This window comes from Sulfitobacter sp. M13 (assembly GCF_053474885.1).
Window position 1 is genome coordinate 968,314 of the sequence record NZ_CM130281.1, and the last position, 22,198, is coordinate 990,511.

Annotated in this window: 21 protein-coding genes; 1 reads left to right on the plus strand and 20 read right to left on the minus strand. The window is 58.6% G+C overall.

Features of this window, described 5'->3' with window-relative positions:
• Positions 1-14 precede the first annotated feature (14 nt).
• From ACVBAU_RS04580 to ACVBAU_RS04650, 15 genes are all read right to left on the minus strand, one after another.
• Positions 15-2,459: a ligase-associated DNA damage response DEXH box helicase gene (locus tag ACVBAU_RS04580; protein WP_448328139.1), complete on the minus strand. Its 2,445-nt coding sequence runs from the start codon at positions 2,457-2,459 to the stop codon at positions 15-17.
• A 102-nt stretch (positions 2,460-2,561) separates the two neighbouring features.
• Positions 2,562-3,869, minus strand: coding sequence for an ATPase (locus ACVBAU_RS04585; protein WP_448328141.1), 1,308 nt, complete (start codon positions 3,867-3,869; stop codon positions 2,562-2,564).
• Positions 3,870-3,931: 62 nt separating this feature from the next.
• Positions 3,932-4,426, minus strand: coding sequence for a prepilin peptidase (locus ACVBAU_RS04590; protein WP_448328142.1), 495 nt, complete (start codon positions 4,424-4,426; stop codon positions 3,932-3,934).
• A 5-nt stretch (positions 4,427-4,431) separates the two neighbouring features.
• Positions 4,432-5,286: a tetratricopeptide repeat protein gene (locus tag ACVBAU_RS04595; protein ID WP_138924199.1), complete on the minus strand. Its 855-nt coding sequence runs from the start codon at positions 5,284-5,286 to the stop codon at positions 4,432-4,434.
• A gap of 28 nt (positions 5,287-5,314) precedes the next feature.
• Positions 5,315-5,869 (minus strand): tetratricopeptide repeat protein, encoded by a 555-nt coding sequence (locus ACVBAU_RS04600; RefSeq protein ID WP_335745115.1) that lies wholly within the window; start codon positions 5,867-5,869, stop codon positions 5,315-5,317.
• 56 nt (positions 5,870-5,925) lie between these two features.
• Positions 5,926-6,882 carry a type II secretion system F family protein gene (locus tag ACVBAU_RS04605; RefSeq protein WP_254700451.1) on the minus strand — a complete coding sequence of 319 codons (957 nt, stop codon included), beginning with the start codon at positions 6,880-6,882 and terminating at the stop codon, positions 5,926-5,928.
• 12 nt (positions 6,883-6,894) lie between these two features.
• Positions 6,895-7,857, minus strand: coding sequence for a type II secretion system F family protein (locus ACVBAU_RS04610; protein ID WP_138924198.1), 963 nt, complete (start codon positions 7,855-7,857; stop codon positions 6,895-6,897).
• A gap of 12 nt (positions 7,858-7,869) precedes the next feature.
• Positions 7,870-9,315 (minus strand): CpaF family protein, encoded by a 1,446-nt coding sequence (locus ACVBAU_RS04615; protein ID WP_138924197.1) that lies wholly within the window; start codon positions 9,313-9,315, stop codon positions 7,870-7,872.
• 39 nt (positions 9,316-9,354) lie between these two features.
• Complete coding sequence (locus ACVBAU_RS04620) at positions 9,355-10,593, minus strand: AAA family ATPase (protein ID WP_448328145.1); 1,239 nt, start codon at positions 10,591-10,593, stop codon at positions 9,355-9,357.
• A gap of 270 nt (positions 10,594-10,863) precedes the next feature.
• Positions 10,864-11,568 carry an OmpA family protein gene (locus ACVBAU_RS04625; protein WP_138924195.1) on the minus strand — a complete coding sequence of 235 codons (705 nt, stop codon included), beginning with the start codon at positions 11,566-11,568 and terminating at the stop codon, positions 10,864-10,866.
• A complete protein-coding gene (locus ACVBAU_RS04630) occupies positions 11,555-12,994 on the minus strand; it encodes a type II and III secretion system protein family protein (RefSeq protein WP_138924194.1) in 1,440 nt (479 codons plus the stop codon). Before ACVBAU_RS04630 ends, ACVBAU_RS04625 begins: the two co-directional genes overlap by 14 nt.
• A gap of 211 nt (positions 12,995-13,205) precedes the next feature.
• A complete protein-coding gene (gene cpaB, locus ACVBAU_RS04635) occupies positions 13,206-14,069 on the minus strand; it encodes a Flp pilus assembly protein CpaB (protein ID WP_138924193.1) in 864 nt (287 codons plus the stop codon).
• 127 nt (positions 14,070-14,196) lie between these two features.
• Positions 14,197-14,370: a hypothetical protein gene (locus ACVBAU_RS04640; protein ID WP_448328148.1), complete on the minus strand. Its 174-nt coding sequence runs from the start codon at positions 14,368-14,370 to the stop codon at positions 14,197-14,199.
• 90 nt (positions 14,371-14,460) lie between these two features.
• Positions 14,461-14,652 (minus strand): hypothetical protein, encoded by a 192-nt coding sequence (locus ACVBAU_RS04645; protein ID WP_448328150.1) that lies wholly within the window; start codon positions 14,650-14,652, stop codon positions 14,461-14,463.
• 147 nt (positions 14,653-14,799) lie between these two features.
• Positions 14,800-15,090, minus strand: a complete 291-nt coding sequence (locus ACVBAU_RS04650) for a hypothetical protein (protein WP_448329017.1) — start codon at positions 15,088-15,090, stop codon at positions 14,800-14,802.
• Between ACVBAU_RS04650 and ACVBAU_RS04655 the strand changes: the two genes are divergently transcribed.
• Positions 15,017-15,820, plus strand: coding sequence for a lytic transglycosylase domain-containing protein (locus tag ACVBAU_RS04655; RefSeq protein ID WP_171048935.1), 804 nt, complete (start codon positions 15,017-15,019; stop codon positions 15,818-15,820). The genes ACVBAU_RS04650 and ACVBAU_RS04655 overlap by 74 nt on opposite strands.
• An 84-nt stretch (positions 15,821-15,904) precedes the next feature.
• On the opposite strand, the gene ACVBAU_RS04660 is transcribed toward ACVBAU_RS04655, so the two are convergent.
• The 5 genes from ACVBAU_RS04660 to dprA all read right to left on the minus strand — a co-directional run bounded on the left by ACVBAU_RS04660 (position 15,905) and on the right by dprA (position 22,150).
• Positions 15,905-16,531 (minus strand): 3-oxoacid CoA-transferase subunit B, encoded by a 627-nt coding sequence (locus ACVBAU_RS04660; RefSeq protein ID WP_335744978.1) that lies wholly within the window; start codon positions 16,529-16,531, stop codon positions 15,905-15,907.
• On the minus strand, positions 16,531-17,226 hold the full coding sequence (locus tag ACVBAU_RS04665; protein WP_138924190.1) for a CoA transferase subunit A: 696 nt from the start codon (positions 17,224-17,226) through the stop codon (positions 16,531-16,533). Before ACVBAU_RS04665 ends, ACVBAU_RS04660 begins: the two co-directional genes overlap by 1 nt.
• Positions 17,227-17,422: 196 nt before the next feature.
• Positions 17,423-17,995: a L,D-transpeptidase gene (locus tag ACVBAU_RS04670; protein ID WP_448328153.1), complete on the minus strand. Its 573-nt coding sequence runs from the start codon at positions 17,993-17,995 to the stop codon at positions 17,423-17,425.
• Between the two features lie 102 nt (positions 17,996-18,097).
• Positions 18,098-20,764: a type I DNA topoisomerase gene (topA, locus tag ACVBAU_RS04675; protein ID WP_448328155.1), complete on the minus strand. Its 2,667-nt coding sequence runs from the start codon at positions 20,762-20,764 to the stop codon at positions 18,098-18,100.
• A 246-nt stretch (positions 20,765-21,010) separates the two neighbouring features.
• On the minus strand, positions 21,011-22,150 hold the full coding sequence (gene dprA / locus ACVBAU_RS04680; protein WP_448328157.1) for a DNA-processing protein DprA: 1,140 nt from the start codon (positions 22,148-22,150) through the stop codon (positions 21,011-21,013).
• Between the last annotated feature and the right edge of the window lie 48 nt (positions 22,151-22,198).

The following is a 22,198-nucleotide window of genomic DNA, read 5'->3' on the forward strand; positions in this document are numbered from 1 at the left end:
GACGGTTGCGGGGTTTAACGTCGCTTAAGGGGGATATTGTCAGGCGCAGGGGTGATCTGCGCGAGGCCCGAGGCCTCCATCAACCGGGCGGATTCCTCGGCTAGAAGGCGTTCTTCAGCTTGCCCTTTGACCGGCACACGTCCCATTTCCAAAAACAGTGGCGCTGACAGCGGGCTGACACGGTCGAGGCTGCGGTGATCGATACGGCCCTTGATCCGGTGCAGCATCTCTTCGATGCGGCCAAAGTCCACCAGTCCGCGTAGCGCCTCTTCGCGGGTGATGTCGAGCAGCAGGTGATCCGGTTCGTATTTCAGCAGTGTATCGTAGAGAATATCCGAGCTGAAGGTCGCCTGACGGCCTGATTTGCGGGCCTGTGGGGTGTTTCGTTCAATCAACCCAGCGATCGTGGCGGCAGCGCGAAAGGTGCGTTTCATTACAGCGTTGCCCGCCAGCCAAAGGTCAAGCCCGTCATGTAGTGCCGTGGCATCAACAAGCGGGGCCGGATCATCAACCGGATCAAGCCCCCAGATCAGCGTGGCATAGTCAGTGGCGACAAAACCCAGAGGGTTAAGGCCAAGCTCTTCCATCCGTTTGGTCAGCAGCAAGCCAAGAGTTTGTTGCGCGTTGCGACCGGCAAAGCCGTAGAACACCGTTTGGGCGCGGCCATCGTGGGGGAAGCTTTCGATCAGCAAGCGCCCCGGTTGCGGCAGCTGGCTGACGTCGCGCTGCAGCGCAAGCCATTCGGCAGTATGACGCGGCAGATCGGGCCAGCTGTCTTGGGTAAACATGCGTTGCACGCGGGCCGAAAGCTGGGTGGAGGTGGCGAATTTCGTGCCCATGAACGTGGCAACGCGTGGTTTCTTGGCGGCAGAGCGGCTGACCTCGACGGTCATTTCGCGCAGGCCTTCGTATTTGACGATCTGCCCGCCAATCAGAAATGTGTCGCCTGCGCTCAGCGATGCAGCAAAGCCCTCTTCGATCTCGCCCAGTGGTTTGCCGCCGCGATTGCGTTTCATCCGGACCTTTAGTGTATCGGTATCTTGGATGGTGCCGATGTTCATGCGGATGCGCTGGCTGCTGCGGGGGTCGCGCAGGTGCCATTTACCGTCCGTATACAGCAGCCGTTGCCACCTGTCATAGGCCCGCAGCGCATAGCCACCCGTGGCGCAGAAATCGAGGCAGGCGTCGAACTCTGCGCGGGTAAGGCCCGCGTAGGCGCCGGCCGACGTCACCTCGGCATATAGCGCATCGGCGTCGAAGGGACCGGCGCATGCGGTGATCAGGATATGCTGGCACAATACGTCTCGGGGGCCGGGGCCGCGCGGGTCGCCGTCAAGCTCTCCGGCCAATACGGCGTCGAGCGCGGCAACGCATTCAACGACTTCGAACCGGTTCGCGGGCACCAGCAGCGCTTTGGACGGGGCGTTGTAGCGGTGGTTAGCGCGCCCGATGCGTTGCACGAGACGTTTCACATTCTTCGGGGCACCGATCTGAATCACAAGATCGACGTCGCCCCAGTCGATCCCAAGATCGAGGCTGCCGGTGCAGACAATGGCCCGCAGGTCGCCGCGCACCATCGCGGCTTCGACCCGTTCGCGTTGCTGACGGTCAAGAGAGCCGTGGTGGATACCGATGGGCAGGCTGTCTTCGTTGGCAAGCCAGAGGTTGTGAAAGAAAATCTCGGCTTGGGCGCGGGTGTTGTGGAAGATCAGGGTGGTTTTATGCTGGCGTACCTGTTCGAGCACCGCAGGGATCGCATAGGCGGCGCCGTTGCCGGACCACGGCGGGGCCGCGTCTGTGTGCAGCATCTGGATATCGGGCGCCGGTCCGGGGTCGGCCAGCAGGATCGGGCAAGGATCGGGGTGGCGTGCCATAAAGTGGGCGATGGCTGCGGGGTCTTCGACCGTGGCCGACAGGCCCACCCGTTTCAGGCCCGGACATAAGCGTTGCAGTCGCGCCAGTGCCAGCATCAGCTGATCGCCGCGTTTGCTGTCGGCGAGCGCGTGGATCTCGTCGATCACCACGCGTTTGAGCCCTTTGAACATGCGTGGCGCGTCCTCGTAGGAGGTCAGCAGCGCGAGGCTTTCGGGGGTGGTCAGCAAGATGTGAGGCGGGTCCGCGCGTTGCCGCCGTTTGCGGGTCTGCGAGGTGTCGCCGGTGCGGTCCTCGATCCGGATGGGGAGGCTCATCTCGGTCACAGGGGTGGTGAGATTGCGTTTGATATCCGCCGCCAGTGCCTTGAGCGGTGAGATATAAAGCGTGTGCATCCCGTCATGCTCGCCCTCCGCCAAATCAACCAACGTGGGCAGAAAGCCTGACAGCGTCTTGCCACCGCCCGTGGGGGCGATCAGCAGCAGCGCGGGGGCATCGGCGCGGTCCAGCATATCCTGCTGGTGCGGGTGAATAGTCCAGCCTTTGGTGGCGAACCAGTCAGTGAATTTGGGGGGTAGGGTTTGCATGGGGTGCAAGATAGGGTGTTTGCAGACGGGGGCCAGCCCCCGCACCCCCGGAGTTTACAAGGCAAAATGAAGGGCGGGACACGCCCGAGTGCCAGCGGCGGCCTATCTGACGATGGTTTCATCCGCGACGAACATATTGGCCCATGCGCGGTCAACCAGATCGGGGCGCATCTGGTGGGGAATGCCTTCGAAGTCGCAGATCGCGATCATCTGGTCGATCAGGAAAATCGGTTGGTAGTTGGCAAAGGTGTTGTCGATGGTGGGGTATTTGGTTTTTAGCAGGTGGATCAGCGACGCCTCGTCGAGCTTGATGTTCCGCTTTTTGGCGACCATGGCAAAAATCTTGAGAAAGATTTCCTGATTGGGGCCATCGATCTTGATCTTGAAAAAGATCCGGCGCAGGGCGGCTTGGTCAAAGATTTCATTGGGGTGAAAGTTGGTCGAGAACACCACCAGCGTGTCGAAGGGCACTTCGAATTTCTCGCCTGATTGCAGGGCCAGGATGTCTTTGTTTTCTTCCAGTGGCACGATCCAGCGGTTGACCAATGCCTGCGGTGGTTCGGACTGGCGGCCAAGGTCGTCGACGATAAAGATGCCGCCCGTGGATTTCAGCTGCAGCGGTGCCTGATAGGTGCGTGCGGTGGGATTATAGACAAGATCGAGCATATCAAGCGTCAGCTCGCCCCCGGTGATCACGGTGGGGCGTTCGCATCTGACATAGCGGGAGTCAAAGCGGGTAACGCGGCGCAACGATGTCGGGTCTTGTTCTTCCTCGATCGCAGCGGAGTGGACGATAGGGTCGTAGACGGTGATCACCTGTCCGGCATATTCGATGGCCCGCGGGACGTAGATCTTGTCGCCAAGCGCATCGCGGATTCCGTTTGAAATACTGGACTTGCCGTTTCCGGGGGGGCCGTACATCAAGATGGATCGGCCTGCCGTAACAGCCGGGCCCAGATTGCCAATCAATTCCGGAGGAAGCACCAGATGGCCCATCGCGGCTTCGAGGCGGGCGCGGGTGATCTGCATGTTGCGCACCGACTGGCGTTTGACCTGTTCACGGTAAACATCAAGCGGCACTGGCATCGGACCAAAATATTCCGATTGCGCCAATGCATCCAGCGCGCGGTTCTTCCCCAGATCGGTCAGCTGGTAGCCCATTTCGGTGCCGCTATTCGCGTTGAGCGTGCCCGTCGCTTCGAGAAGGCGTTGTTCGCGCGCCAGGTCCACCAATTCCTGCGTGACCTGCAAGGGCAGGCATATGGCTTTGGCAAGCTCGCTGACCATGGTGACATTCTTGCGGAACATCGTCTTGATCATGATGTCGCGCATCATCACCACGGGCAGCTTCATTTCTTGGATGGTGCGTGGCGGAGGAGGGGCCATGACGGCGCTCTTTTGCATATTCACGAAGGGCTACTTTCATGGAGGTACAGGCTTGCCCCACGTCATAGCGGCCGAATATGGCAAATTCAGGCCCCGAAGTAGGCACCGAGCATTAAATATGCGCCAAGCACAGTGCCAAGCGCGAGACCCATGGGGAATTTTTTGGCTTCATGCCAGCTGATCCACTGCGGCGCGAGCTTGCGCAGGGGGGAGTATTTGGCAGCGCGATGAATGATATAGGCCGCGATCAGCGTGGTCATGAAAAGCGCCATCAGAAACTGAAGATCCCCGAGCGCGAAGAACGGGGTGGCCGCAGCAATGAATTTCGCATCGCCTGCACCCATCAACCCACCTGCGTTCATAAAGATTCCCACCACGAGCGCCATGGCCATCGCCAGCAGGTGCCAAAGATAGCTGTCAAACGGTAGGACGATGGGGCCGATGATGACAAACACGCCGGCCAGCGCGATCACCGTGACGTTGGTGATCCGCATAAAGGCGAGATCGGTATAGATCGTATAGGCGCAAAGCGGCAGCGCGAAGGGTAAAAACCAAAGCGCGGCATAGCTGGTGATCTCCACCGGGGCTAGGCTGCGTTTTCGAGTGCGCGCAGGGACCGGACAGCGGCTTCGAAGTGTTGCGGGTGGGTGCTGATGGCGTCGCGCAGCAAGCCTTTGCCCGTTTCAACATCGCCCTTTTTGATCGCGGACAAAGCAAGCGTATGCAGCAACTGCGCACGTTCGGTCTGGTCCATCTCTATCGGCGGCAGGCTGTACTCGCGCTGCGCGCCACGGGCGAGGATCAGGTTGTTCTTGGCGGTAAAAAGGGTCGGATCCTGTTTGACGGCTTCACCGAACAGACGTTCTGCCGCCTGATAATCACCGCGGGTGAGCTTGGAATAGCCCCAGTTGTTCATGACCGAACCGGGTTTGGTGGTCAGTCCGATGGCGATTTCGTAAAAGCTGTCGGCCTTGTCCCATTCCTGCTTGCTGTCGGCGACGATCGCCTCGAGCCGGTAGCGATTATAGGTTTCATGGGTTGGCGGGACAGAATCCAGTGTCTTTTCGGCCTTGGCCCAATCGCCTGCACGGATCAGCGCATCGGCGTAATCGATCTTGTCATCGGCGGTGGCATCTTTTGAGCCCGCGACCTTGCCCCAAACAACAGCTGCTTCTTGGTTGCGCTTGGCGCGGATCAACGATTTGCCAAGGCTGCGCTGGATGTCGATGCGATCGGGCTTTTCCTGTGCGGTGCGGGTGAAATAGCTCACGGCCTCGTTCGGGTCCGCGACAGTCAACATCACATCATTCAGGTTGCTTTCATCCACGACGTTTACGTCTTGGAACGCGCGAGTCACTGTGTCCTCGCCGGATTTTTTGCCGCAGCCTGCTAGTGCGACGACGCCTGCAATGCAGACGGCCGATAGGATAGGGTGGCGCATTTTTGCGTCCTTTTACTGCTCTGCCTCGTCATGATGCTGGCCGAACCAGATAGTCCCCCGAGCCGCGCCGCACCAATTTATAACTGTCTTCTTGCTCTGGGATCGTAACAGAGTTTTCCGATTTTGCGAGTGCTAAGCGTAAATTGTCACGGATTGCGTCACTTTCGCCATTATCGAGAGCATATGCCTTACGGAAGGTCAGTTGGGCTTCGGCGAGTTTGCCGCTTTCCATCAGCACAACGCCGAGATTATTCCAGACCTCGGGGTGAGTTTCATCCTTTTCGACGGCATCTCGTAGCAGGCTTTCGGCCTGGCCCAAACGCCCCAGTCCCAGATTGGCGCTGCCCAGACCCGACAGGATTTCGGCATTTAGTTCAGAGGCGAGCGCGGCACGATTAAAAGCGCGGATTGCGAGTTCGTATTCACCGGCGTGCATCAAACGGTGGGCGACCTCTACCCCGTCTTCGGCGTCTTTGCGGGTGTTAACGCCGGGGGCAAAGGGGCTGTCAGATGTGGTGCGTTCGCCCCCCAACGCGGAAAGACCGCCTGCAGAGCAAGCGGCCAGTCCGGCGATCAGGGTCATACAAAGCGCGAGCTTAGCGGGGTACGCGCGCTTGGAGGTGTGGAACATGCGGGGCCTTACTGACCTAGTTTGGTAATGTTCATCACCGATGGTGCGACCAGAATGATCAGCAGCGGTGGAACGGTCAGCATCATTGTGGCAAGTGTCATCTTGGTTGGCAACTTGTTTGCGGCCTCTTCGGCACGCATCACACGTTTGTCGCGCATCTCGGCGGCATAGACCCGCAGGGCGTCGGCGATGGATGTCCCGAAGGCCGCCGATTGCACCAGCACCGTGACAAAGGACGATACGTCTTGCACACCGCAGCGTTCGCCCATGGCGTTCAATACGCTGACCTTGTCCTTGCCGGCCTTCATCTCTTGGGCGACGATTTCGAATTCTTCGGCCAACGCAGGATAAGAGGCGCGCAATTCGGCAGCGACACGGACGATGCATTGGTCCAGCGATTGCCCTGCCTCGACGCAAACCAGCATCATGTCGAGCGCATCGGGGAAACCACGGGTGATTTCCTCTTTGCGTTCCTCGACACGGCGGGTCACCCAATAGCGGGGCAGGAAATACCCGATCGCACCGGGGCCGACTGTATAGATCATCATCTTATTGGTGCTCAGGCCTTCGCCACCGCCAAGAAAGTTGACGTAAACGGTGCCGATCACCAAGCCTGCAATACCAAGTGCCATCTGCGCAAAGTGAAAGAATCGCACTGCATCGCGCGAGCCATAGCCCGCCTGCCGGAGTAGCAGCGCCTTGGCGCTGAGCTCTTCCATGTTTTCGGGTTCAAGGAACTTGGCGAATTTTTGCAGCTGTTCGTTGCGGTCTGACTGGCGCAAGCGCTGTTGTTTGCCTGCGTCAGAGGATTCGGATTGGCTGCGTTTCAGCTTGGCCAGCGGATCTTCGGGCTGGCGCAGGATCATGATCAGCGTGGCACCGACCATGGTCAGGCCAAGTACGCCCAGAACGGCGATCCAGCCGATGGGACCAAGTGTGGTGTCGAGTGTGGTCAGGAAATTCACAGTGAAGCCCCCTTAGACTTTAATATCGGTCAGCTTGCGCATGACGATGAGGTTAAGCGACAGGAACACGACCACGGCAATGCAGCCGGGAACGAACAGCGGGTGGGTCATGACTTCGTCATAGTAATGCGGGTCGCCAAGTCTGATCACGATCAGCGCAACAACGGGGAAGGCTGAAAGGAACTTGCCCGACCATTTCGCTTCGGCCGTGATGGCACGTACGCGGCGGAACAGGCGGAAACGGGCGCGGATCACCTTGGCCAGTCCCGCGAGGATCTCAGCGAGGTTACCGCCGGATTGCTGCTGGATGGTCACCGCAACCGCAAGGAAGCGCATATCCTGCATATCAAGCCGTTCGGCCATATCCTTGAGCGCCTCGCCAATGTCGCGGCCATAGGCGGTTTCATCCGCGATCACCCCGAATTCCGACGCAAGCGGGTCCTGGATTTCCTTGGAGACAATAGAGATGGCGCTTGTGAACGGGTGGCCGACACGCAGCGAACGCACCATCAGTTCGACCGCATCAGGCAATTGTTCTTCGATCAGATCCATGCGCTTTTTAGCTTTGGACGAGATCCAGAAATAAACCGCCCCGACCCCGATGCCGACAGAGATCAGGATACGCACGGGGACTTCGGTGCTGGTACCGATGGTCAGGCCCAAAAAGGCGACAACGGACAGCCCGGCCATAATCATGATTAGCTGTTTTGGCGCAAAGGCAATCGCGGCTTTTTGCGCTTTTGCGGCGAGCATTGAATAGATGGGAATGGATTTGTTATCCATATGCTGCTGCATTTCCTTGCGCAGCTTGTCCAGAACCTCTTCGCGGCCGGCCCCTTTTTCCAACATTTCCAGCCGGCGGTTGACCTTGCTGTTGAGGCTGATGGATTTACCGAAGGCGACCAGGTACAGCCCTTCGACCAGCACAAGGACACCGATAAAGATCAGGCCATAGATAATGGGTTCTGCGCTCATGATTGATAATCCTTACTTGACCACAACGGGTTCGTAGATGGACGACGGCAGGTCATAGCCCCACATTTTGAAGCGTTCAGAGAAGTGGCTGCGCACGCCGGTGCCGGTGAAATGGCCGATGATCTTGTTCTCGGGTGTCAGGCCGACGCGTTGGTACCGAAAGATTTCCTGCATCGAGATAACATCACCTTCCATACCGGTGATTTCGGTGATCGATGTCATACGACGCGAGCCGTCTTGCAAACGCGACGCTTGAACAATCAGGTTCACAGCCGATGAAATCTGGCTGCGCACCGCTTTCAACGGCATTTCGATACCGGCCATCGCAATCATGTTTTCCAGACGGCTCACACCGTCGCGGGCAGAGTTGGCGTGGATTGTGGTCATCGACCCGTCGTGGCCGGTGTTCATGGCCTGCAGCATGTCGATGACTTCCTCGCCACGTGTCTCGCCGACGATGATCCGGTCCGGACGCATCCGCAGAGCGTTTTTGAGACAATCGCGCGGCGATACTTCGCCTTTGCCTTCGACGTTGGGCGGGCGGCTTTCCATGCGGCCCACGTGGGTCTGTTGCAGTTGAAGTTCGGCGGTGTCTTCGATGGTCAGGATGCGTTCGTCGTTCGCAATGAAAGAGGACAGTGCGTTCAGCGTGGTGGTTTTACCGGACCCTGTACCACCCGATACGATGATATTCAGGCGGGTTGCCACGGCGGCCTGAAGATAGGCGGCCATCTCTTCCGAGAAGGCACCAAAGCTCACCAGATCGTCAATGCCCAGTTTGTCTTTTTTGAACTTACGAATGGACACAAGGCTGCCGTCCACGGCAATCGGCGGCACCATGGCGTTGAAACGCGAGCCGTCTTTCAAGCGCGCATCGACGTAAGGGTTGCTTTCGTCGACACGACGGCCAACGGCGGACACGATTTTGTCGATGATCCGCAGCAGGTGCTTTTCATCCTTAAAGGTCACGTCGGTCAGCTGCAGTTTGCCGTCACGTTCGACAAAGATCTGCTGGGGCCCGTTCACCAGAATATCGTTGATGGTGTCGTCTTTCAGCAGCGTTTCCAGCGGCCCAAGGCCGGTCACCTCGTCATAAAGTTCGGAGTTCAGCTGAATCCGGTCTTCGCGGTTCAGGACGATGGATTTCTCGGCCAGAATTTCTGCAGATATTTCGTTGATTTCGCTGCGCAGATCCTGTTCAGACGCATGTTCAAGAGCTGCAAGGTTCAGGTTCTCAAGTAGGGCGCGGTGCAGTTCAAGCTTGATCTCGCTCATGCGTTGCTTGCGCTTTACGTCGCGATCCTGTGGCGCGACGGATGCGGCTTGGGCCACGCGGCGCATGCTAACGGGCTTGGGGGCGACCGCGGCCTCTGGCTGTTGCTGGGGGGCAGGCGCCTTCGCCTTTGGCGCGGGTGTGGCTGCGGCAACGTCACCTGGCTTTTTATACTTCGAGAACATCTGATTACTCTTTCTAAATTATCTGGCGCTAGGGCCGGATCAGGCGGCTTTGGCTTCGTCAGCCTTGAGATCGTGGATCGAACCGGCGAGCTTGGCGATCTCGCGGCGTAGGGGGTTTTTCGCGGCGGTGGTGGCCAGCGGCAGACCGTGGTCGTTGGCTTGGGTTACCTGTTTTCCGCCATCGGGTAGTTGCACATCGATCGAAATCCCTAGGCTCTCTGCCATCCGTTTGACGCGCGCTTTGGCGTTCAGGTCGGTGAACTTCGGCGCGCGGTTCATGACATACCGCAGCTTTTCGATAGGAAGGTCTTCGGATTGCAGGGCGCGTTTGAAGCGCAAGGCGTTCTGGGCGCAGCGCATATCCAGTTCGAGCATGGCAAAATAGACATGTGCATTGGTCAGTACGGTTTCTGTCCACTGCACCAGCGTCGAGGGCATATCGACGACCACATAATCGAACTGATTGCGCGCCATATTCAGGATCCGTGTCACATCTTCCGAGGTGATCAAATCAAGCGGCAGCATGTCGGCAGGGGCGGTCAAAACCTGGAGCTTTTCTTCGTAGGTCAGCAGGGCTTGACCAAAGCTTTCCTCGTCCATCGCGTCGGTTTCGATCAGCATATCATAGACCACTTCGCGACGCGGCAGGTCCAGATAGGTCGCCACGGCCCCGAATTGCAGGTCAAGATCAAGCAAGCACACTTTGGGCGGGTTCTTTTTGTCAGATGTCGCCAGTTCCCATGCAAGGTTCACCGCAAGGCTGGTGGCACCGGTGCCGCCGGCCAGTCCGTGCACCACGATCACAGCACCATCCTTCTGGGTGCCGGGTTTCAGCTTGGGGCCTGTCTCCGCGGGTGCCACCATAGGTTCGGGGGAGGCGCGCAGACGAATTATAGTCGAGGCCAATTCACCTTCGGGTAGAGGGTAGGGGACAAATTCATCCGCGCCCTGGCGCAACAACGAATGGAGCGAGGCGGGGGACATGTCTTCGGCGATCAGGATCACTTTGATATGACGTGCTTTTGCCTGCGCGATGATCTCGGACATCATTGGCAGGTTCTCTTCGTCTTTCGAATCGAGCGCCAGCGCAATAAGTTCAAGCGTCGCCGCTTCGGGTTGGCTGAAAAACGCAAGACTTTCAGAGAAGCCCAGATCGCCCCAGGCCTCGCCCAAAGCTGATTCCATATCTTCGATCAGCAGGTCAAAGTTCTGCACATCCCGGCTGACGGTGCACGCGATGATCTGTGGCGCGTCAATCTGTGGTATATGGCTGCTCATACCGAAACTTCCCCTTCTTCTATGCGGGCGCTGGCAAGGGCTGGTCGGGTGTTACCCTTTGTTGCCTTGCGGTCCCCTGCATCCAGACCACAATGGCCGGACGCAACTGTCCTATTGCAGTGAATATCCCTGCTAACTGGGGCAAGATTGGGGCCAAATAGTTTCTATTGTTTGGTCTTTTGAAACGATCCGCACCGTTTAAGCAGATTGAAACGAAAAAGGCCCGACCGTCAGCGACGATCAGGCCCTCTCGAAAAGTTTGAAAAGCGGTTATTCTCCCACAGCGCCGGTGGGGGCGGCACCGCCTGTCAGCAGGGTCGGCGGCACGGCGCTGGCGACATAGTCGCGATAGATAATCTGGGCATATTTCCCGTCCAGCACAGTCGGATGACGCCCGACAAAGCCGCTAACTTCGGTCACAGTCCGGCGGTTTGCACGTGCGCGACCTTGGGTCACGATCAGGGGCTGTGTTTCGCCAAAGGAAACAACGGCTTCTAGGCGGCTGCGGCTGATACCTTGTGTGGACAAGAAGGCCACAACGGATTGCGCGCGGCGCAGGCCCAGTGTTTTGTTATAGCTGTTCGACCCGACGGCATCAGTATGGCCATAGACGCGAAAGCGGACTTCGGGGAACTGGCGGATCCATCCGGCCTGACGTCGCAGAACCGACTGCGCGACCCCGTCTAGTTGTGCAGAGTTAAAAGCAAAGGTGACGGTCGATTCGACTTCGCCGGCAAAGCGGTTGGCCAGATCGAATGTATACTGGCGCTCACCGGTCATCACCAAGCGGTTGTTCAAAGTCGCGTTTCCAAAGGTGCCCAGATCGGTCAGCGACCCTGCTTCGCGGTGAAACTGGGTAAAGACCGGATCAGGGCTGCTGACACAGCCTGTAACAGTCATGGCCAAGGCGACGCATAACCCGGTGATTTTGCCTGTCGAAGCGATCGCTGAAGTCATCTGATCAATCCAATACATAGCCATACGACCCGCTAAAGTCCTGCTTGGCAACTTCGCCAGCGGCCCCTTTGGTGGGGGCCGTGCTGCCTTTGGACGTGCGGCCAGACAGGAACAATTCGCTTTCGGTGGGCGGCTTGATCCGGTCGGTGGGCAGGGCCAAGGCCTCGCCACGGGTCGGGGTCACAAGGTGTGCGGTGATAATAATCACCAGCTCGGTTTGGCTGCGCTGGTAGTTTGCGCTGCGGAACAACGCGCCCAATACAGGCACGTCGCCGATCCAGGGCAATTGTGTTGAGGTGTCGGTGAAATCATCTGTCAGCAGTCCGGCGATCGCAAAGCTTTCGCCGTCGCGCATTTCAACCGTGGTCGAGGTCTCGCGGCGGGTAAATGCGGAAATATCAAATCCGTTGCCCAAGGACACGCTGTTGCTGGCATCAATCGCCGATACGGCCGCCTTGAGTTCGAGGTTGATCAGGTCTTTGTCCACGACCCGGGGTATAAAGCTCATCTCTACGCCGAAGGGTTTATACTGAACCGAAATCTGGTCGCCGGTCTGCGCCACGGGGACAGGATATTCGCCCCCCGCGAGGAAAGTCGCCTCTTGCCCCGACAGCGCCACGAGGTTCGGTTCAGCCAGAAAACGCACCGCGCCTTTTTGTTCCAGCGCCTCAAGCAGCAGACCGACCTGCGTCGATCCGGCGTTGAAGCCAAACAAAACCGCCCCTGCGTTGCCATTCGATGCCGGGGTCGACCCGCCAAGCGAATTGGCGATTGCGCCGGATGTGTTCGTCGAATTGGTGCCGCCATTCAATGCCAGATCGCTGCCCACAAGGCCGTTCAGCGCCAGTGATGCGCTTAGGGACTTAGAGACGGATCGGCTCATCTCGGCAAAACGAACTTTCAACATCACCTGCTGGATGCCACCGACGCTCATCAGGTTGGACACGCGTTCAGGGGCGTAGCGTTCGGCCAGATCAAGGGCCCGCTGCAAGCGTTGGGTCGAGGACACGATGCCCGACAGCACGATACCGTCGTTCGCCGTGCGGACTTCGATCTTTTCACCGGGCAGGATCTGACGCAGGCGTTCCTTGAACTCGGAGACATCCGCTGCGACGCGCACATCAACGTTCGTGATCAGTTGCCCCGCGGCATCAAGCAGTGTCAGCGTTGTAAGTCCGGGGGATTTGCCCAGAACATAAATCGTGCGATCCGAGAGCGACGAAATATCTGCGATACCGGGGTTGGCAATGCTCAGCTCCGCAAAGGGAATGTCGCTTTCAACCACTACAGCGCGGTTCATCGGGACTTCCAACACGCGGTTGGTACCTTTTTTGACCACGCGCAGCGTGTTCGCCTGAGCGTCAAGCGGGGCGGTCAATGCAATCGGCATCGCGCCAATCGTCAATCCCAATAGGACTGCTTTGATAAATTTATCAATTTTCATGTGACCTGCCTTTGTGATCACGCCTCAAAATAGGGTCTTTGCGCCCGCCGTTTGCGACACTCTGCGGTTCTTTTGGTATTTTTGCAAGAATCAATGACGTCGAGCCGCAGTAACCTGTGGATTCGTGGCAACATACCCGCGCAATGCCAAACGCCGCACAGGGGGCTGCGCGGCGCGGACATAATTTTGGAAGGCCCTGTTCAAGAGCACATCAGTTGGTGCAGGGGATCGGAATTTCGAGCACTTCGGCACCACGGCGTGTCCGGATGGTGCAGACTTTCTGTGTCGTTGCCTCGACCTTGACGGTTTCTTCGGCGAGACCCAGAAGGCTACGTTGGTCGACTTCGATCTCTGCAGCAACCGTGTCATCCTCTGCCCCGACAAGCGACAGGGACAGATTGCCGGTAGATTGTGCCTGTGCCAATGCTGCCACTTGGTAGGGCTGAACTGCAACAGTCACGGTGTTGGCGATCGCAGCTTCGCTGCGTTCCCCGCCGGCGCTTTGGTCAATGGCGATAATCTTGACGCCAGCCTCGATCAGCTTGGTGACGTCACCCGTGTCGCCACGGTCGTTGCCGCCCCGGTTGATCCGGCCCGTCCAGTAAACATCGACACGGTCACCTGGTCGCAGGAAGCCTGACACGCCACTGGATACATCGACGCGGATGGCGAACGCACGGCTGCCGCGTTCCAACTGCGAGGTGAGGCCAATGTCTGCACCGGGCTCGGTTACTTTCACAGCCATGATGGCTTCGTCTTTTTCCATGGCGCGCAGCACGACCCGCAGGTCATCTCTGTTTTCAGGGAATAGCGCGGCTTCTTCGATAAAGGAGCCTTCGGGGATCGCGTTTTCAGGCCAGCTTACCTGACGCACATCCTCGCGGGTCAGACGCTGCCCATATTTCAGCGGTCCGGTGGCGACATAGACGCCCACCGTTGGTACGATTTGCGCCAGGGCTTCTTGTGCCTGTTGGTGCGCCATTTGATATTCACCGATACGGCCCTTTGCCAGATACACAGCACCACCTGCCAAGGCGATACCGGCGAGCAAGACCAGTCCAAAAACCATCCGCATGTTACTTACCTCTCTTGAGTGGGTGCCGGTCCGGGACACGGCGTAAAACGTATACCGATGGATAGGCGGTGATTGTGTTCAGACTATGAACAATCCGCGACCAAGCTGGGTCATTATAGGGGGGGGGTTAGAGGCCGCCCGGCGTCTGGGTCATCAGCTTATCAGCCAGTTCGACGGTCCCCGTGGTCATGGCAACGATAGTCAACACAGCCAAGGAAACGACCGCGGCACATAGAACGACCCAGTCAACCGTGACGGCTCCGGATTGGCTCTTGCTAAATTTTTGAATCTTTAAACGCATGGGGGTGATCGCTTGTGATTGCCGAACTACGCCTAGAACGTAAAGCTGCTGCAATCAGGGAATTGATTGCAGCAGCTTATGTAAGATTTATTATTCGCCCAAAGTGTCGGTTTGGTGCGTAGTCATTACAGCGGCGGTCCTCGCTGTCAGGTCCGACGCGCTGTCTTCGATCGAGGAGTAGGCTGCGACGGCCAGGCCAACAACGGCGGCGGTCAGAACAACCCAGTCAACAGTCACGGCACCGGATTCGTCATTTTTGAAGTTTTTGATAAAGTTCATCATGGTATGTCCCTCCAAGGATCATAAAGTTTTCAATCTCAACCGTGTCGTCCGTTTCGATGCTTCTCTCTCAATTCCGCATCTGGCTGACTTGGTATGAGCCTATATAGCCCTGCGATTGGGGCACGAATTTGGCGGCAAATGTGACTTTTAGCCTATTGCCGTCACTTTCCTAAAAAAATCACTTAGGCGACTGATCTGAAAGGATTCTCCTCCTTCATTTTTTGTTTGCCCAGTCTCAAAGCGGGGCAGGATTGCATCAATTAAGGCGAAATCGCCATGTTCCTTGCCATGTTTGGTTGGTCTGACAGCAGATTCCGTGCGAGGTTGCTGAAAAAGAGCAATCAAAAAACCAGTGCAGGCAGTGATGTTTCGACGATTGACCGTATCTTTGATGGTGGGGATGCTGGCGGCTTCTGTTGCCTGGGCTGACGTGCCCAAACCGTTTCCCAAATTCGAGGCCAAGCGGGTGAAGCCGCCCAAGGCGGGCAGCACCAATCGCATCAACGTCTTCATCGAACCCAAGGTCGCTGATGTGCCCGAGGTCGTGGCAACCGCGTCCGGTGCCATCGTGCCGGCCTCACCTGGTCAATATGACTGGTTCTGGGATCGGGTGTCTCCGGCGGTCGAGAAATCCGGCCCGGGTCGGCTGGAGACCGCAATGGTGACGCTTGCTACGGCCAGCAGCAAGATCCCCGCGCCGCGCATGCAACAGATGCAAGAGATCGCGAAAGCAAACGGTATCGACATTCTTCGCTCTACCATCGGCACGCAGGTCTCGCCCGCGTTGGTGCTGGCGGTGATCACTGTGGAATCCGCCGGGCGTGCTGATGCCATCAGCGGGGCAGGGGCGCAGGGGTTGATGCAGTTGATGCCGGATACGGCGACGCGTTTTGGCGTGATTGACAGCATGGCCCCGACGCAGAACATCGCGGGCGGGGTGAAATACCTTGATTGGTTGATGGGCGAATTTGACCGCGACCCGATACTGGTGCTGGCCGGGTATAACGCGGGCGAAGGATCGGTGCGCAAACACGCCGGCGTGCCCCCCTTTGCCGAGACACGCGATTATGTGCCCAAGGTGCTGGCTGCTTTTCAGGTCGCCAAGGGGCTTTGCCAAACCCCGCCCGAGCTTATTTCTGATGGCTGCGTCTTTGCCGCAATGAACTGACACGCCCCTCGATCGAGTGCAGGACGTGAAAGAGGGGCGCAGCCAATGCTGGCAGCGCCCCTCTTTGGTCTCTCGTATCGGCGTTTAGATGATGGTCGCTTCGGTCGCCGCGCGTAGTTCGTCTTCGGTCACGCCTTCGGCGCATTCCACGATCTTCAGCCCGCCTTCGACGACATCCAGCACACCAAGGTTGGTGATAATGCGGTCGACGACAGCTTTGCCGGTCAACGGCAGCGTGCATTCCTTCAACACTTTGCTGTCGCCATGCTTGCTGGCGTGGTCCATGACCACAACAACACGACCGACGCCCGCGACCAGATCCATCGCGCCGCCCATGCCTTTGACCAGCTTTCCGGGGATCATCCAATTGGCAAGGTCGCCGTTCTCAGCAACTTCCATCGCGCCCAGAATGGCCATGGCGATCTTGCCGCCGCGGATCATGCCGAAAGACATCGAACTGTCGAAATACGAGGTGCGATCCAGCTCGGTGATTGTCTGCTTTCCGGCGTTGATCAAATCGGCGTCTTCCTCACCGTCGATCGGAAACGCACCCATGCCAAGCATGCCGTTTTCCGATTGCAGCGTCACATCCATGCCTTCGGGGATGTAGTTGGACACAAGCGTCGGAATCCCGATGCCAAGGTTCACATACCAACCGTCTTGCAGTTCTTGCGCGGCGCGTGCCGCCATTTGATTGCGATCCCAAGCCATTATGCAGTCCTCACTGTGCGCTGTTCGATGCGTTTTTCGTGATCACCCTGAATGATGCGGTGTACATAGATGCCGGGCAGGTGGATCGCGTCGCCGTCAAGGCTGCCGCGTGGCACGATCTCTTCGACTTCCGCGATGCAGATTTTGCCGCACATGGCCGCAGGCGGGTTAAAGTTGCGGGCCGTCTTGCGGAACACGAGGTTGCCGGTGTCGTCCGCTTTCCACGCTTTGACGATCGCCAGATCCGCAACGATACCGCGTTCAAGGATATAGGTCTCGCCGTCGAAATCCTTGTGCTCCTTGCCTTCGGCGATCACCGTGCCGACGCCGGTCTTGGTATAGAAGCCAGGGATACCAGCACCACCAGCGCGCATGCGTTCAGCCAAGGTGCCTTGGGGATTGAATTCCAGCTCAAGCTCGCCCCCCAGATACTGGCGCATGAATTCTTTGTTCTCGCCGACATAAGAGCTGATCATCTTTTTGACCTGCTTTGTCTGTAGCAGGATACCGATGCCGAAGTCGTCCACGCCCGCGTTGTTCGAGGCAAAGGTCAAATCCTTGGTGCCCGCGTCGCGGATCGCGTTCAGCAGCAATTCAGGAATACCACACAGGCCAAAGCCCCCTGCCGCGATCAGCATGCCGTCCTGCAGCACGCCCTCCAGCGCCTCGGCAGCGCTTCCATAGATTTTTTTCATTCCGGCTCCTTTCACGAGAGGCTCACGGCCCTGTCGTTTATATTTATACGACTTCTATGACGTGGCGTAACGAACGTGTCAAACCGGCGCACCGGCTGTCAGCGCTACCAGCGGAGCCTACTGGTATTTTGCTAAATCTCGGTGGCCTGCCCCAGCGTAGGGCAGGCACCTCTATTCAAAGGGGGGAGTGACCGTGTCAGACGATACGGACCTGCGTCCCGATGGGGGCAATCTGGTACAGGGCCTCGATCATGTGGTTGTAAAGACCGATGCACCCGTCAGAGCTTTGCCGCCCGATCTTGCGCGTATCATGTGTGCCGTGGATCAAATAGGCAGGCCAGCTGAGGTACATCGCGTGGGTCCCAAGCGGATTGTCCGGCCCCGGAGGCATGTATTTCAGGTCCGGATCGCGTTCGATCATGCTGGAGGTCGGCGTCCAGTCCGGGCCAACACGTTTGCGCACGATACTTGTGTAGCCGCGTTTGGTCAGCTCGTCGCTGCGCGGGACTGACGTCGGGTAGATTTTGTAGGTGTCACCATCGCCGCCCCAATAATGCAGCGCGCGTGACGAGGTATCGGCGACAATGGCGGCCTTACCCAGGGTGTCAAAGTGGTCCTGCCAGTTCTGGCTGGAGAACCCGTTTGTGTTGTGGCGTACCACGTCGATGACTTCAGGTGTCGGCGTCTGCGCGCGCAACACGGCGGGCGTAAATAGCGCCGCGCCTGCCGTCAGGATCAACCCGCGTCGTGAAAATGTCTGCTCTGCCATCTTGATCTCCTTCTACCGTGGCGATTGCCACAGGTAAAAGCATCGCGGGCAGGGTGTGGCAACTCACATATTCATTAAATGACATATATGTGAGTTGCACTCTTACGCGTCTGGAGTCGAGGCCGCTTTGGTCGCGGTTTTAGAGGCGGTCGCCTTTTTGGCCGGAGCCTTCTTTGCCGCTGCTTTCTTGGGTGCCGCCTTTTTCGCAGCGGGTTTCTTTGCCGCAGGCTTTTTGGTCGCGGCTTTACGCTTGGCGGGGGATTTCGCCAGCTTTTCCTCGATCAGCTCAACGGCGCGTTCCATGGTCAGATCAGCAGGCTCTACCTCTTTGGGGATGGTGGCGTTGACCTTCTCCCACTTCACGTACGGCCCATACTTGCCTTCCATGATGTTCACCTCACCGCCCAGATCAGGGTGTTCCCCCATCTCGCGGATCGGCATGGCAGCTTTGCCACGGCCACCACGGCTGGCGACTTTTTCAGCCAGCAACTGTACGGCACGGTTCATGCCGACGGTGAACACCTCGTCAAGACCTTCAAGGTTGGCGTTGGTCCCGCCACGGTTCGACGTGCTTTCGGCGTGCTTGATGTAGGGGCCGTAGCGCCCGATATTCGCCCAGACCATGACGCCATCCTCAGGGTGCGGCCCGATCTCCCGCGGGAGCGATAGCAGCATGACAGCGCGTTCCAGCTCCAGCTCTTCGGCGGGCCAGTCCTTGGGCACCGATTGACGCGGCGGCTTCTTGTTTTCTTCCGTGACGGGGCCGCGCTGCACATAGGGGCCAAAGCGCCCTTTGAACACACGAATCTCCTCGCCCATATCCTCGCCCAACAGCTTGCCATCCGGCGGGATCGCCGAGGCTTCTGCCTCGGGGTCGGGCGGGCCGAAGGGGCGGGTATAGCGGCATTCAGGGTAGTTAGAGCACCCGATAAACGCGCCGCCGGACCGTGCTGTGCGCATCGACAAGCGCCCGATTTCACAATTGGGACACAAGCGCGGGTCGCTGCCGTCTTCGTTTTGCGGGAACAGATGCGGCTCGAGTACCTCGTTGATCTTTTCCAGCACCTCGGTGATGCGCAGATCGGCCGTTTCGGCAATCGCAGCCGAGAAATCCTGCCAAAAGCGGCTCAGCACATCTTTATAGTTGGCGTCTGCAGAGCTCACCTTATCCAGCTGGTCTTCCAGATCGGCGGTAAAGTCATAGCCCACGTATTTGCGGAAATAATTCTCGAGGAATGCGGTGACCAAACGGCCCTTGTCCTCTGGGAACAGGCGGTTGCCTTCCTTGCGGACGTATTCGCGGTCCTGAATGGTGGTGACAACGCTGGCGTAGGTCGACGGGCGCCCGATACCAAGCTCTTCCATCCGTTTGACCAATGTCGCTTCGGTATAGCGGGGGGGCGGCTGGGTGAAGTGCTGCTCTGGCGTAACGGATCGTTTGTCCATTTTGTCGCCTTGAGTGATCTGCGGCAGACGCTTGTCGTCTTCGTCCACAACGTCATCCCGGCCTTCTTCATAGACGCGCAGGAAGCCGTCGAATTTCACAACCTGACCGGTGGCGCGTAGGCCGACCTGTTCATCCTTGCTGCCGATCTCGACCGTGGTGCGTTCCAGACGCGCGCTTTCCATCTGGCAGGCCAGCGTCCGCTTCCAGATCAGGTCATAAAGCTTGCGTTGATCCGATTCCGTCAGTTTCAACGCGGCGGAATCTTTGGTCATGTCAGTCGGGCGCACACATTCGTGCGCCTCTTGGGCGTTCTTAGCCTTGTTCTTGTAGATACGTGGCTCTGATGGAACGTACTCCGCGCCAAACCGGTCCGTGATCGCATCCCGCGCCATCGTAATCGCCTCGGGGGCCATGTCGATGCCGTCGGTCCGCATATAAGTAATGTGACCGGCTTCATACAGGCGCTGCGCCGTGCTCATGGTCTGGCGGGCACCCATGCCGAACTTGCGGCTGGCTTCCTGTTGCAACGTCGACGTCATGAACGGGGCCGAGGGGTTTCGGCTGGCAGGCTTTGCCTCGACGCTGGTGACGGTCAGATCGCGGCTGGTGATGGCTTGCACGGCCATTTCGGCCTGCGTTTCATTGGTCAGATCAAAGCGGTCCAACTTCTTGCCGGCCATTGTCACGAGCCGCGCCTCGAATTCCTGCCCGCGTGGCGTGGCGAACAGCGCCTTCACGCTCCAGTATTCGCGGTTGCGGAAGGCTTCGATTTCCATCTCGCGCTCGACAATCAGCCGCAAAGTGACCGATTGCACGCGCCCCGCCGACTTTGCGCCGGGCAGTTTGCGCCAAAGAACAGGCGACAGGTTGAACCCCACCAGATAATCCAGCGCACGCCGTGCCAGATAGGCCTCGACCAGCGGCATATCCACCTGACGCGGGTTCGCCATCGCTTCGGTCACGGCCTTTTTGGTGATCTGGTTGAACACCACGCGGCTGACCGGCGTGTCCTTCTTGATCGACTTGCGCTTGGTCAACGTCTCTTGCAGGTGCCAGCTGATCGCTTCGCCTTCGCGGTCGGGGTCAGTCGCGAGGATCAATGCGTTGTCGTCTTTCAGCGCATCAGCGATGGCTTTGACGTGTTTCTTGCTCGCTGCGGCGACTTCCCAAGTCATGTCGAACCCGTTGTCGGGGTCGACCGATCCGTCCTTGGGGGGCAGGTCGCGGACGTGGCCGTAAGACGCAAGCACGATGTAATCACTGCCCAGATACGAGTTGATCGTTTTGGCTTTTGCAGGTGATTCGACGACGACAACTGGCATAAAATTCGGCACCTTGGATCAAATTAATTCGCGTGGCTTATGCTGTGACATGTGGCGTGAAGCGAAGTTTGTCAATCCGCAGAACAGCGCGACCCCTTTGATATACGGGGTTTGAAGCAGCGCCTGAGGCCGATTTGACGACCTGAACGCGCCTCTTCGCCACCTTCCAAATGGTCCAAAATCCCGGGGGAGCTTTGGATGAAATCCAAGGCGGGGGCTGGCCCCCAAGCGGCGGTTGCGCGGTGTTCAGTCAGCCCGAGATACCAGACCGCCCGCATGGCGCAGAATGCGGCCGTTCAACTCAAGTTCTACCATAACAGGTGTGGCAATAGCCGGTGCCACGGCCAAATCGCGCAACAGTTGATCTTCGGCGACGGGGCTGGGGCCGAGGCGCGACAATATCTCGATGTGCAGGGATGCAGTGTTACGGTCGGGTGACGGTGGTGGGCTGTGGAGGGGCGGCGCAACGGGCTGCTCTTGCCGAGCCGGGCCCAAAAGCTCGATCACATCTGCGGCATTGCGCACCAGCGTGGCCCCGTCACGGATCAACATGTTGCAGCCCGCGGCACGTGCATCGAACGGGTGGCCGGGCACCGCCAGCACATCGCGCCCCTGGTCCAGCGCATCGCGGGCGGTGATCAGGCTGCCCGACTTCGCCGCCGCCTCGACCACGACGGTTGCGCGGGCCAGCCCTGCGATGATCCTGTTGCGACTGGGGAAATGCCGCGCCATCGGTTGCAAGCCCATGGGCTGTTCCGAAAGGCGCAGGCCTTGGGTGGCAATATCGTGGGCAAGATCGGTATTCTCGACCGGATAGATCACGTCGACGCCACCCGCCTGAACGGCGATGGTGCCGGTATCCAGCGCGGCCTGATGCGCCGCGGCGTCGATGCCCCGCGCCAGCCCTGATACGACAGTAAACCCCGCCTCTCCCAAGCCGCGCGCCAAGGCGCGTGTCATGCGCGTCCCAAGGGAGGAGGCATTCCGCGCGCCCACAATTGACACCAAGGGGCGGTGCAGCAGGTCGATATCTCCGATGGCCCATAGAAACGGGGGGGCGTCGTCGAGTTCTGCTAAATGAGGGGGGTAGGCTACGCTGTCGTGGGTGACCAGCCGCGCGCCAGCGCCTTTGGCCGCGCGCAACTCTGCCTGCACGATGTTCTCGGGGCAGATGCGATAGTCTTTCACGCCTGCGGCGCGTGCAACCTCGGGCAGAGCCTCCAGCGCGGCGCGGGCTGTGCCGTATTCACGCAGCATCCGGTAATATGTCACGACGCCGACGCGGCGCGAGCGCAACAGACGAAGCTGGGCAAAGCTGTCGTCTTCCAAGGTGGCTGGGACCATGGGGGGCGTGGAAGAGGAAGGAGCGTTGTTCCTGTCAGTCATCCCGTGTCTCCGTCCGTTGCTCCACCAGTTTTAGGCAAAGCTGCTTAA

What these genes read in the sequence shown, in the direction of transcription:
- cpaB (WP_138924193.1), bottom strand. Translation starts at nt 14,069, where the DNA reads ATGCGGATGGTTTTTGGACTGGTCTTGCTCGCCGGTATCGCCTTGGCA.
- ACVBAU_RS04625 (WP_138924195.1), bottom strand. Translation starts at nt 11,568, where the DNA reads ATGTATTGGATTGATCAGATGACTTCAGCGATCGCTTCGACAGGCAAA.
- ACVBAU_RS04620 (WP_448328145.1), bottom strand. Translation starts at nt 10,593, where the DNA reads ATGAGCAGCCATATACCACAGATTGACGCGCCACAGATCATCGCGTGC.
- ACVBAU_RS04630 (WP_138924194.1), bottom strand. Translation starts at nt 12,994, where the DNA reads ATGAAAATTGATAAATTTATCAAAGCAGTCCTATTGGGATTGACGATT.
- ACVBAU_RS04615 (WP_138924197.1), bottom strand. Translation starts at nt 9,315, where the DNA reads ATGTTCTCGAAGTATAAAAAGCCAGGTGACGTTGCCGCAGCCACACCC.
- ACVBAU_RS04655 (WP_171048935.1), top strand. Translation starts at nt 15,017, where the DNA reads ATGTTTCGACGATTGACCGTATCTTTGATGGTGGGGATGCTGGCGGCT.
- ACVBAU_RS04665 (WP_138924190.1), bottom strand. Translation starts at nt 17,226, where the DNA reads ATGAAAAAAATCTATGGAAGCGCTGCCGAGGCGCTGGAGGGCGTGCTG.
- ACVBAU_RS04595 (WP_138924199.1), bottom strand. Translation starts at nt 5,286, where the DNA reads ATGCGCCACCCTATCCTATCGGCCGTCTGCATTGCAGGCGTCGTCGCA.
- topA (WP_448328155.1), bottom strand. Translation starts at nt 20,764, where the DNA reads ATGCCAGTTGTCGTCGTCGAATCACCTGCAAAAGCCAAAACGATCAAC.
- ACVBAU_RS04580 (WP_448328139.1), bottom strand. Translation starts at nt 2,459, where the DNA reads ATGCAAACCCTACCCCCCAAATTCACTGACTGGTTCGCCACCAAAGGC.
- ACVBAU_RS04645 (WP_448328150.1), bottom strand. Translation starts at nt 14,652, where the DNA reads ATGATGAACTTTATCAAAAACTTCAAAAATGACGAATCCGGTGCCGTG.
- ACVBAU_RS04600 (WP_335745115.1), bottom strand. Translation starts at nt 5,869, where the DNA reads ATGACCCTGATCGCCGGACTGGCCGCTTGCTCTGCAGGCGGTCTTTCC.
- ACVBAU_RS04660 (WP_335744978.1), bottom strand. Translation starts at nt 16,531, where the DNA reads ATGGCTTGGGATCGCAATCAAATGGCGGCACGCGCCGCGCAAGAACTG.
- ACVBAU_RS04610 (WP_138924198.1), bottom strand. Translation starts at nt 7,857, where the DNA reads ATGAGCGCAGAACCCATTATCTATGGCCTGATCTTTATCGGTGTCCTT.
- dprA (WP_448328157.1), bottom strand. Translation starts at nt 22,150, where the DNA reads ATGACTGACAGGAACAACGCTCCTTCCTCTTCCACGCCCCCCATGGTC.
- ACVBAU_RS04640 (WP_448328148.1), bottom strand. Translation starts at nt 14,370, where the DNA reads ATGCGTTTAAAGATTCAAAAATTTAGCAAGAGCCAATCCGGAGCCGTC.
- ACVBAU_RS04670 (WP_448328153.1), bottom strand. Translation starts at nt 17,995, where the DNA reads ATGGCAGAGCAGACATTTTCACGACGCGGGTTGATCCTGACGGCAGGC.